The organism is Bradyrhizobium australafricanum (genome assembly GCF_020329495.1).
In the GTDB taxonomy this organism is placed as follows: domain Bacteria; phylum Pseudomonadota; class Alphaproteobacteria; order Rhizobiales; family Xanthobacteraceae; genus Bradyrhizobium; species Bradyrhizobium australafricanum.
Map to the genome: position 1 here is coordinate 33290 of NZ_JAGKJL010000065.1, position 11568 is coordinate 44857.

9 protein-coding genes are annotated in these 11568 nt (G+C 61.2%); 7 read left to right on the forward strand and 2 right to left on the reverse strand.

Annotated elements, in window-relative coordinates; genetic code table 11:
- Positions 1-11 precede the first annotated feature (11 nt).
- The 6 genes from J6525_RS37540 to J6525_RS37565 all read left to right on the forward strand — a co-directional run bounded on the left by J6525_RS37540 (position 12) and on the right by J6525_RS37565 (position 6519).
- Positions 12-1343, forward strand: a complete 1332-nt coding sequence (locus J6525_RS37540) for an ABC transporter substrate-binding protein (RefSeq protein WP_225648400.1) — start codon at positions 12-14, stop codon at positions 1341-1343.
- A 60-nt stretch (positions 1344-1403) separates the two neighbouring features.
- Positions 1404-2192 (forward strand): ABC transporter ATP-binding protein, encoded by a 789-nt coding sequence (locus tag J6525_RS37545; protein WP_225648401.1) that lies wholly within the window; start codon positions 1404-1406, stop codon positions 2190-2192.
- A gap of 22 nt (positions 2193-2214) precedes the next feature.
- Positions 2215-3411, forward strand: a complete 1197-nt coding sequence (locus tag J6525_RS37550) for an acyl-CoA dehydrogenase family protein (RefSeq protein WP_225648402.1) — start codon at positions 2215-2217, stop codon at positions 3409-3411.
- Positions 3412-3630: 219 nt separating this feature from the next.
- Entirely contained in the window at positions 3631-4452 is an 822-nt protein-coding gene (locus J6525_RS37555; RefSeq protein WP_225648403.1) for a prephenate dehydratase, read from the forward strand.
- Between the two features lie 851 nt (positions 4453-5303).
- A complete protein-coding gene (locus J6525_RS37560; RefSeq protein ID WP_225648404.1) occupies positions 5304-5459 on the forward strand; it encodes a hypothetical protein in 156 nt (51 codons plus the stop codon).
- Between the two features lie 256 nt (positions 5460-5715).
- Positions 5716-6519, forward strand: a complete 804-nt coding sequence (locus tag J6525_RS37565; RefSeq protein WP_141341482.1) for a glycoside hydrolase family 12 protein — start codon at positions 5716-5718, stop codon at positions 6517-6519.
- A gap of 700 nt (positions 6520-7219) precedes the next feature.
- Here J6525_RS37565 and J6525_RS37575 read toward each other — a convergent pair.
- Complete coding sequence (locus J6525_RS37575) at positions 7220-8779, reverse strand: ABC transporter permease/substrate-binding protein (protein ID WP_225648405.1); 1560 nt, start codon at positions 8777-8779, stop codon at positions 7220-7222.
- Positions 8776-9576 (reverse strand): ATP-binding cassette domain-containing protein, encoded by an 801-nt coding sequence (locus tag J6525_RS37580; protein ID WP_225648406.1) that lies wholly within the window; start codon positions 9574-9576, stop codon positions 8776-8778. The genes J6525_RS37575 and J6525_RS37580 overlap by 4 nt, the downstream gene beginning before the upstream one ends.
- Positions 9577-10247: 671 nt before the next feature.
- On the opposite strand from J6525_RS37580, the gene J6525_RS37585 reads away from it, so the two are divergent.
- Positions 10248-11568 (forward strand): IS701 family transposase (locus J6525_RS37585; RefSeq protein WP_225648407.1); only part of this gene is annotated, 1321 nt, incomplete at its 3' end.

Genomic DNA, 11568 nt, shown 5'->3' on the forward strand with positions numbered 1-11568 from the left:
GAGAGTTGAAGATGATCAAATCGAGATATCTGAAAGTTGCCTTTGCCGCAGCGCTCGCCTCCGTGGTAGCCGCAACACAGGCGGCGCGCGCCGACGAACAGTTCTTTCCGCTGCAAAGCTACCGGGTCGGCCCCTATGCGGCCGGCGGCACCGGCTTCTTCGGCGGCTTCATCGACTATCTCAATCTGATCAACATCCGCGACGGCGGCGTCAATGGCGTCAAGCTGACCTGGGACGAGGGCGAGACCCAGTACGAGGTCGAGCGCGGTGTCGAGGTCTATGAACGGCTGAAGGGCCGGCCCGGCGTTGCCGCCTGGAATCCGCTCTCGGTCGGCATCGCCTACGCCATGATCGACCGCATCACCAAGGACAAGGTGCCGCTCATCACCATCAATCATGGCCGCACCGATTCGACCGACGGCCGCGTGTTCCCCTATGTGTTTCCGCTGCTGCTCAATCCCTACAGCGAAACCTCGGGAATCGTGAACTACATCGCGAGCCGCGAGGGCGGGGTGGAGAAGCTGAAGGACAAGAAGATCGTCGTGCTCTATCACGGCTCGCCCTACGGCAAGGAAACCATCCCGATCTACAAGCTCTTGGCCGACAAGTACCAGTTCAGCCTGGAGCAGATCGAGGTGCCGCATCCCGGCAACGAGCAGCAGTCGCAATGGCTGTCGATTCGCCGCGCAAAGCCCGATTACGTGGTGCTGCGCGGCTGGGGCGTGATGAATCCAGTGGCGCTGAAGACCGCGCAGAAGGTCGGCTTCCCCGCCGACCACATCATCGGCAACGTCTGGTCCAATTCCGAGGAGGACGTGATCCCGGCCGGCGACGCCGCCAAGGGCTATATCGCGATCACCACGCAGGCCTCCGGCGAGCAGTATCCGGTGCTGCAGGAGGTGATCAAGACGGTCTATGGCGCCGGCAAGGGCAATCTCGACGACAAGAAGCGGATCGGCAGCGTCTACCACAACCTCGGCATCGTGAACGGCATCCTCAATGTCGAGGCGATCCGGATCGCGCAGGCGAAGTTCGGCAAGCGCACCTTGACCGGCGACGAGGTGCGATGGGGCTTCGAGCATCTCCAGCTCGATCCGGCGCGGGTTGAAGCGCTCGGCGCCAAGGATCTGTTCCATTCGATCAACGTCACCTGGGACAATCACGAAGGCGACGGCCGCGTCACCTTCCAGCAGTGGGATGGCGGCAAATGGAAGGTCGTCTCCGGTTGGATCGCACCGGACTGGGCCTTCCTGCGCCCGATCATTGAGAAGTCGGCGGCCGCCTATGCCAAGGAGCACGGCATCAAGGTGCGGACCTCCGGTGGCGAAGCCGTCAGCAATTGAGCCGCGCGCGATGCGGGAGCGATCCGGCCTCCCGCATCCGCCAACGCCATGGATCACGTGATGAGTGAAACCCTGCTCTCGGTCGAAGGCCTGGCCGCGACTTACAACCACGCGATCGCGGCGGTCAGCGACGTCTCGCTTGCCGTGCGGCGCGGTGAGATCGTCGCCGTGCTCGGCGCCAACGGCGCAGGCAAGTCGACCACATTGCAGGCCGTCTCGGCGCTGCTCGCTGCCCGCCGCGGCCAGATCACCGCCGGGCGGATCGTGTTCGATGGCCGCGATGTCGCAGGCACCTCGGCGGCGACGCTGGTGCGCGCCGGGCTCGTGCCGGTGCTCGAGGGGCGGCATTGCTTTGCCTCGCTGACGGTGGAGGAAAACCTCATCACCGGCGCGATGGGGCGCGATGCGCGCCGGGCGGAGCTAGCCGCGGATCTCGAGCGCGTCTATCAGCTGTTTCCGCGCCTGAAGCAGCATCGCCGCACGCTGGCCGGACTGACCTCGGGCGGCGAGCAGCAGATGACGGCGATCGGCCGGGCCCTGATGTCGCGTCCGCGGCTGCTGGTGCTCGACGAACCGTCGATGGGCCTGGCGCCGCTGGTCGTCGAAGGAATCTTTCGCGCGCTCCAGCAGCTGAACGGCGAACAGGGACTGTCGATCCTGATCGCTGAGCAGAACTCGACGGTGGCGCTGCGCTTTGCCGACCTCGCGGTCGTGCTCGAGAACGGGCGCAGCGTGCTGGCCGGCCGCGCGGCCGAACTGCGCCAGCGCGCCGATATCAAGACCCATTATCTCGGCGGATCGTCGCGGGACGATCAGGGCCAGAGCCAGCCACGCAAGGCTGTCGCATGATTGCAACCCGGAGAGACTGACCATGGCCAACGACAATCTCGCACGCAAGATCGACGACGACGTTTATGCCAGGCTCGATGCTGCCATCGACGCGACAGTGAAGGTGAATGCCGACCGCAACGACCGCGAGAGCCGCTTTCCGCGCGAGAATCTTCGTGCTCTGGCGGAGGCCGGCTGGACCGGCGTGCTGAACGAGCCGCAGTTCGGCGGACTCGGCCTCAGCCATCTGGATTTCGCCGAAGCCGCGTACCGGATCGGACAGGCCGATGCCTCCACCGGGCTCATCTACGTCATGCATGTCGGCGCGGCCCAGACCATCAACCTGTTCGGCAACGCCGACCAGAAGGAGCGCTGGCTGAAGGCGAACAATGGCGGCCTGCTCGGCACCTATTCGACCAGCGAACGCGCCACCGGCGGTCACTGGTGGTACAATCTGTCCGAAGCCTCGCGCGACGGCGACGATTATCGTGTCAATGCCGAAAAGTCGTTCACGACAAGCTCGGGCCAGGCCGACTATTACCTGGTGCAGACGCGCACGCCTGGCGCCAAGGACCAGGCCGATATCATCTTCTTCATTGTCGACGGCAAGGCCGAGGGCATCGTGTCCCCGCCCTGGGATGCGCTCGGTGTGCGGGCCAACCATTCCGGGGCGATCCGCTACAGCAACGTGCATGTGCCGCAGCGCGACCGGCTCGGCGCCGAAGGACAGGGCAAGGAGATCATCTATGACGGCGTCTCTCCGGTCTATCTGATCGGGCTCGGTGCGGTCTGGGAAGGCGTCGCACGCGGCGCGTTGAACGCGGCGATCGCACACAGCACGAGCTTCGTGCACAAGGACCGGAACAAGAGCCTGTCCGACTATCAGGCGATTCGCCAGGAGCTCGGCGCGGCCAAGGTGCTGGTCGAGACGCTACGGCCGTGGCGCAACGAGCTCGCCGGCAAGCTCGATGCGCTTTGGCGCGCCGGCAAGCCGCAAAGCGAAATCCTCATCCCGCTGACCGAGTTCAAGGTGCACGCCGCCGAGGTCGCCAACAAGGTCGCGGCGACGGCGCTGACGGTGACGGGCGGGTATGGCTATCACCGCGGCCCGATCGAGCGCGCCTATCGCGATGCCCGCGCGGCGATCGCGATGGGGCCGTCCAATGTCATCGCGCGCGACTGGATCGGAAAGGCGGTGGTCGGCCTGCCGCTGGAACTGTTCTACGAGGGCGGAGAATAGAGGTTGGCCGCGAGGCTGCCCCACAGGTGGTCGAAGCTACCTGGTGGCGCAAAAAGAACGTGCGGAAAACTCTGTCGCCGCGCCTACCAGACCGTAGGGGCTGTCGCACAGCTTGGTATCGTGATATCCAGCTGGGCGGGTCATGACCATGTTGTCGCGGATCGCACAGTTGTTCTTAAGCACACTCCGCTCGTTGCGGCAGCGAGTGGGGCACTGCATGTGCTCACCTTGACAGCTGCGACGGCGGGTAAAACTTGCTATCTTGGGCCAGCCGGATCATGGACACACCAAGCTTGCCTTGAGCTGTTCGGTCCGTCTGACCTAGCCCCTATGTCCCAAGAGGAATTGCTCTCAGCATACCAAAGTGGGAATATCGACCGCGCCTGCCTGCCCGTTACCACGTCCCTGGTGGGAGCTACCCCGTATCTGGATCCGATCCTGGACCTGCCGAATGTAAGGATCGTGGCCGAATATCCCAAAATGCTCGGTTATAGCCTTCTTGTTCGTCATGGAGCGCGTCTGGAGGATATTAGAGAGGTCTTCGGGCATCCGGTTGCCCTTGACGAGGTTAAGCCTTGGTTAGATCACCGGCTGCCGCAGGTTCGACGTACCGCGGTGGCGAGTGGTGGCGCCGCGGCGCAAGCCGTTGCCAACAGCGAAGCCTTGGACAGGGCTTCTATTGGCCCCAGAATTGGCGCGGCGATTTATGGGCTGGGTTCGCTGGTGGCTGGGATTGAAGAAGGCCCGCACAATGTGACGCGCTGGTGGGTGCTAGGCAGGGATATGCCTCGGCCAACCGAGAACGACAAGACGTCGTTGCTCGCGACTGTAAGTGATGCGGATTTTGCCTCCTTGCTTGCTTCCTTTGCTGGTGCCCGAGTCCAAATCCTGACGATTTACGAGCGACCGGCCAAAACGGGCCTTGACAGCCATCGGTATTTGATTGAGGTCGCGGGGCATGCGCAGACGGATAGCCTTGCCGGATTGCTTCGAAAGCGCCCGGACATTCGCGTGCTCGGGTCATATCCGCGCCGGTACTGACAGCTTCTACTTGGCGCGATCCGAGCCCTTTCGGAACTCTTCAGTAGCTCTACGAAGGAGATCGTGGAGCCGCTCATGGGGAAAGCGCCTGCAACTGCCGCGCGACAATCATGAACTGGCAGAATTTGTCGACAATGCGTTGCAGAACTACCTTGAGAATGAGGATAGGCTGCAAGCTCTCGCGCCGCCAGCGGGCCCGCTCGTAGTAGGGACCGAGATCGAAACGACGGGCGCGAACCGCATCACAATCCGAGATAATGCAGGAGAGATCGCAGAAAGTACGAGCGAGCGTTCCGCTCTGCTGCGATCCCCACTGATAGCTCGGGCCTCTCCGAATTCGGATGGGGCAGGAAGAGCCCGGCCTGCTGGTTCTCGCCTCGGTCGTATGTCCGCACGAGCGCTCTTGGCAACTCGTCGAGCGGACGGTCTGGTTTGATATCGACCGCATTGTCAGGGATGACATCACTGAGCTCGTCGGGAGGAGCGCCCGCCGCGCCTGACGAGTCACTTTACAAAGGTGAGGCTCGAAGAACTCCAGCGGCCGCTGATCCGACGTACCGCTGGGAAGATCAAGGGGCACCTGACAGACATCTTCCGCCTCTTCCTGCGGCGGGGCTGATGCAGCTCATCGTGAACGGCCGGCGCCGTACTTCCGCACTCCGGATGCGACCCAGTCATGTGGCGCAAGGGCATCTAGTTCGCACTTTTCCGCCGCTCGCGTTTGATCCAGGGAAGCGCAGACGAAGGCTAGGCGCCGATGAAGGCCAAATAGTGCTCGACAATCTCAATCATTCGGCCGGAGTGCTCAACAGGCCTTTCCCGCCGCCGACGCGCGGCGGATACTGCGCCGATTGGAGTCACCTAGACACGCCGGCTGTCTGAATATTGTTGAGATCGAGATCGGCATTCTCGTCGCCAATGCCTCGATGGGCGTCGACAATTTCCCCGACCTGGTCACCGAGACCGCCGGAGAACGGCGCAATGCCGATCGCGATCGCGTCAAGTGATTGTACACAACCGAAAAGGCTCGCGCAAAACGGCGCTCGACTGTCCGAGGCCCTCAACCAAATCAAACCATCTTCAACGAATCAAAAACCTCTGTGTCGGGGTACTGGTCAGCTTCTCGAAAGCCAACCTTCCTAGCATTCGAACCTGATCTCTAGATGCCGATGCCGCCTATAACTGAACTGCTCACGGACCCAGGATACCCGCTCGGGTGGTTCGGCGAGAGATTTTGTTACTCATCAGAGCAAGGAGAGCATTATGAATTCCAATCGGATCAACGATGCCGGCTCGCCAGGATCCCAAACCGGTTATGTTTCCAGACAGGAGGATCATAATCTATTTAGGCAGGCCGTGAATGAAGCCAAGTCACTGTCTGCCGCGCCTGTACCGGCGAGGGCTCCGATTTGGAGTTCGAGCGCTCCATACGGGAACTTCTCACGCGATGGCTACTCTTGGAACAACGACGTGTGGGGCAAGGGTGCTGGGCCTCAGACGATTTCGGTGCGTGCAGTCAACCAGTGGAGTGTGTGGTCGAACCAGCCTAATACTGCTGGCATCAAAAGCTATCCGCACGAGGCTTTCAATATCGGGAAACCGCTCAGTTCAATCAACGCTCTGAGCTCGAACTTCAATCAGGATGTTCCGACTAGCGGTGCCTGGGACGTCGCCTACGATATCTGGGACAGCTCAAACCAGCATGAGATAATGCTCTGGACGAATTACACTGGAAATCCAGACGGCAGCGGTAACGTCAAACCAATTTCTTATCATTATCGCCAGGATCGTTCCGGGGCGGCGATCCCGGTCTACACCAACGTCGATGTGGGCGGAGCGACTTGGAACGTGTTTGAAGGCTTCAACGGTCACAAGGTCATCTCACTCCTGCGCACTTCGAAGACCAATAGTGGAACAGTGGACATCAAGAGCATCCTGCAGTGGATCAAGTCGAAGGGCTACTTCGGCGACATAAACGTCGGCAGCGTTCAATACGGCGTCGAGGTCACCTCATCCCCAGGAGGAATGAACTTCAATTTCAACAACTGGAGCGTGACCTCAAAGTGAGGATCCGCGTCAGTGAGGTGATGTGAGAGACTTCGGCGCACGGGGCCGACGCATTATGCGGGCCTCAACGGTCACGGTCCATACCACCGTGCAGCCGAAGTCCACCAGTTCCCAAGACGCCACGCTTGACGCTCCGCGACAACCAGATCCAACAAAGCTCTCGCACCCGACAACCTTTGGGCAATCATCGATATCCCGGCTATGCCGCCCGCTATCCTGATCGCTGCGTTCTTCGCGCCAGATCGGCGTGCAATCTTGCTTAGTTCGAACATAGCCAACTGCTCGCAACAGATCCCGTTAATGCTTAGCCATCCACTTGACGCGAGCGAGATGGGTTATCGTAGGCATGGGGAGCGCGCTCCGGCTCAGGTTTAGGATCTATGCGCAACACGATCTCGGCGGCTTCGCTCCAGTCGGCGTCTTCCCCGTCTGCGTCTAGGAGACGCTAATAGATGACGACGTGTTCTGGTCGTAGGGAGCCAGGATCGAATCAGTTGGCGCCGCATCGTTGACATTCGGATCGAACGACGGATTTTACTGGCAATCTCCAAAAGAAGTAGATCGGTTCAATGACAATCCTCGGCTGTTTCGAGCCTTGAGGAGACCCCGAGCCCCAGTTGGGCGCGCGTGCGTGAGCGGCCGATGCGTAATGGGCAACCGAGCCGCGTTCATGCGTTCCCAGCCAGCTATGGGCCGGCGTCTACTGCCCACTGATCCTCTGCCAAAGCCAGCGCGCCACCGCGGTGGGCGAGGAGTTCGCGTTGCTGCCACTGGCGCGCAAATTGGCTTCGCGCATCGTCGCAATGTCGATCCGGTCAAGCAGTGGCTTCAGCGCGTCCTGCAACGCCGTATCATGAGCGCGCCGTGGTGCAAGTAGCAGGACCGCATCATAGGGCGGGACCGCGTGCTTGGGATCGGCCAGCGTCACCAGGTCGTATTCCTTGATCCGCCCCTCGCTGGTATAGCCCGCGATGACGTCGACGTTGCCGCTCGCCACTGCCGCATACATGAAATCAGGCTGCATCTGTCGTTGCGTACGGAATGAGAGTCCGTAGGCCTTGTGCAGGGCAGTCCATTCCGGGCACGAGAAGAACTCGTAGTCGCCCGCAATCGACAGCGTCGGCGCGTGCGCAGCCAGGTCGGTGATCGAATGAATGCCGAGTGCTTCGGCGCGCTGCCGCGGCATCACCAGGGCGTAGGCGTTTTCGAAGCCGAGCGCGCCGAGCAGGGTGATGTCCTGCTTTGCCAGGATTTTCTTCAGCTCGGCGAGCAATGCTTCACGCGGCAGCATCTCGCTGCGGTGAAACTGGTTGACCCACAGGGTGCCGGAATAATCCACATAGACGTCGATGTCGTTGGCCGCGAGCGCCTGAAAAATCACGCTCGAGCCGAGACCTTCGCGCGTCGAGGCCTGTAATCTCGCGGCCTGCAGACGCTGCTCGATGAGCGCGGAGAGCACATATTGCTCGGCAAAGGTTTTGGCGCCGATGATGTAGGTCGACGGGGCGCGCGAGACCGAAGGGATCAATGTGGCCGCGACCAGTGCGGCGATCCCGACGCTGCCGAGCGCAGTGCGGAGGCGCTTGCGCTCGCGCAATCCGCGTTCGATCAGCGTTAAAAGTTGATCGACCGCTAACGCCAGCAGCGCTGAGGCGACGCAGCCAAACAGCACGAGCACCCAGTTTTGGGTCTGCAAGCCGGCGAAAATGTAATTGCCGAGGCTGGTCTGCCCGATCGGCGTGGACAATGTCGCCGTCCCGATCACCCATACCGCCGAGGTGCGGATGCCGGCCATGATCACCGGCAGCGCCAACGGTAATTCCACCGTGAACAACGATTGCCGCGGCGTCATGCCCACCCCTCGCGCCGCCTCAAGCAACGCGGGATCGACGCCGTTCAGGCCGGTGATGGTGTTGCGCAGCACCGGCAGCATGGAATAGAGCGCCAGTGCCAGCATGGAGGGCAGAAATCCGAATGCGGAAAAGTCGAAGCCGAACCAGCGAAGCGTCAACGATGCAATGGCGAGCAGAAGCGGGTAGAACAGCGCCAGCAGGGCCAGTCCGGGCACGGTCTGGACGATGCTGGCGAGGCCCAGCAGGATGCCGCGGTTCACGGCATGATTGCGCGCCAGGATCGCGAGCGGGAGGCTGATCACGAGCCCGAGCGCTAGCGCTGCCAGGCTGACCTGAACGTGGCTGCCAAGATAGTCCGGCAGATGCGCCGCCGCGTCGTGCCAGCGAGGGTCGGACAGGAAGCTCATTCCGCGCTTGCTCCCGGGAGCAGGGCGTTCAGCCGCTCGGCCTGCCGCCTGGGTGTGCTCAACAGCTCCGCCACGTAGGGATCCTTGTTGTTTGCCAGCTCGGCTGGCTGGCCTTGCGCCACAACCCGTCCGGCCCGCATCACCGCGATGCGATCGGCAAGCAGCAACGCCTCCGTCATGTCATGGGTGACCATTACCGTAGTCAAACCGAGCCTGCGATGCAGGGCGCGGTACTCCTCGCCCATGGTGTAGCGGGTCAGCGGATCGAGCGCGCCAAAGGGTTCGTCCATCAGCATGATACGCGGACGGGCGGCGAGCGCCCGCGCCACGCCTACACGCTGCTGCTGGCCGCCCGACAATTCATGCGGAAAGCGATCGCGATGGAGGAAGCGATCGAGCTGTACCAGGTCGAGGAGCTCATCGACCCGCACGGCGATCTCGGTGGCGGGCCAGCCGAGCAGTCTCGGTGTGACGGCGATGTTGTCGGCGACGCGCATATGCGGAAAAAGCCCGCTGCTCTGGAACACGAAGCCCATGCGCCGGCGCAAACCCACCGGGTCGACGTTGCGCACGTCCTCGCCCTCCACGATGACGTGGCCGCCGTCGGCATCGAGCAGGCGGTTGGCGAGCCGCAACAAGGTGGACTTGCCGGAGCCGGAGGTGCCAACGATCGCCAGGAATTCGCCCGCGGCAATATCGAGCGAGACATCATCGACCGCGTTGACGCGCTCGGCGTCACGACCGCTGGCAAAACTCTTCCCCACATGGGCATAGGTAATCAGCGGTGCGAGTGTCATGGTTGTGCTGGACCAGTGCGCGAGTGTTCCGGATCCGAACTTCGCTTCATTCAGCGGCGGCGCACGTTAGCGAACTTCGAATTCGAAGGACACTAGCAAGTCCATGCGGCCCCACGGCGACACGCGGCAAGAGGGTTGGTGGTTTGAGATGTCGAAATTGGTAATGGCGTTGCAGTCGTTCGGTACGAAATGTACCGTCGTGACTTCATTTGGGATTGGCTAGCCGGAGGGGCCGTGCCCGTTCGTTCGGGTCGTACAAAGTCTGTTCGCGTGGCGATCGCGAACAATGTGGCGGGGCAAAGGTCTCCAAGGAATGTAGTAGTTTATCTTATTTCTAACCCGACCGACCGCTCCGCAGCAGCTGCCACATGTCTTGCCGCACACTTGGCACGAGCGAGATGGGTTTCGTACGCGCGGCGGGCACGCTACGGTCGCTCGACCACGGGCATGAAGAATTCGGCGGGCCTATCGCGCAGACACTAATTGCAAATTGTAACAGTTGCGCCGCCGAGCACCATACACAGCGAGCGAATTATCTCAGCTACAGATTGGAGCGTTTCGTACAGAGATATTCTTGTCACTAGCTCTGACTTTTGGATGCCGAGCATAGCACTACTTTGGCAGATTGTTGATTTTGCCGCGTTTTATAGGATTCCCGAATCAATTTTTCAATGATTCATGGGTGGTCGGCTCTGGGAGGGCTGACCATGCCCGGATGGGAAGACGAACTCGAACGTTGGCTGATGCCGTTCTTGGACCGGCTGGGTCATAAGACCCGGCAGCGGATGTGTCCTCTGTATGTTGCGGGATTGATCGGTCCGGGCGATCGCAAGAGCGTTCAGCCGATGGCGGAACGCCTTGCCTCGGGCAACTACGACCAGTTGCACCATTTCATTGCGGACGGTGTCTGGGACGCGACGCCGCTGGAGACAGAGCTGCTCAACCAGGCGGACCGACTTGTCGGCGGCAGGGATGCGGTGCTGGTTATTGATGACACCTCACTTCCCAAGAAGGGTGAGCGCTCGGTCGGTGTTGCGGCTCAATACGCGTCGGCTCTCGGTAAAACGGCAAATTGCCAAACGCTGGTGTCTTTGACGCTTGCTCGCGGCGAAGTGCCCGTGATGGTCGCGTTACGTCTCTTTCTGCCTGACAGTTGGACAAGCGACATATCTCGTTTGAAGCGCGCTCGCGTGCCAGTCGAACATCGAACGGCACGGTCCAAGCCCGAGATTGCTCTAGCCGAGATTGACCGCGCGATGGCAGCCAACGTGCGCTTTGGATGTGTGCTGGCGGATGCAGGATACGGCCTCAGCGCACCGTTTCGACAAGGGCTAACAGAGCGCGGGCTGACCTGGGCTGTCGGCATCCCTCGGCACCAGAAAGTGTATCCGGTCGATGTGAAGCTCATTTGGCCGATTACCAAAGTCCGCGGAAAACCACGAAAGCACCACGTGCCCGATATCTTATCGATTGCCGCAGAACAAATGCTCGCCAGCGCCAAATGGAAAACCGTGAGTTGGCGTAGCGGGACGAAAGGTCGGCTTAAAACCCAATTTGCTGCTCTCCGTGTCCGGACCGCCGACGGCCCTCCGCAGCGGATATGGGATAAAGGTCAGCAGCATCTCCCAGGCGACGAAGCCTGGCTCATTGGCGAGCAACGTGCGTCCGGGGAGAAGAAATACTATCTGGCCAACCTTCCGGCGGCGACGGATCTGCGCACGCTGGCCGCCACCATCAAGGCACGGTGGATTTGTGAGCAGGCGCATCAGCAGTTGAAGGAGGAACTTGGACTTGATCACTTCGAAGGGCGATCATGGCAAGGTCTTCATCGCCACGCCTTGATGACAATGATTGCCTACGCCTTCCTGCAACATCGTCGCCTCGCATACGCGGGGCGGAAAAAAAAGAATCAACGGGCCTCCGCCTCAGCCAACCATGCCAGCCGTACGTCACGCCATCGTCGATCTCATCCTTCGGCCGCCGTCTCAGCAG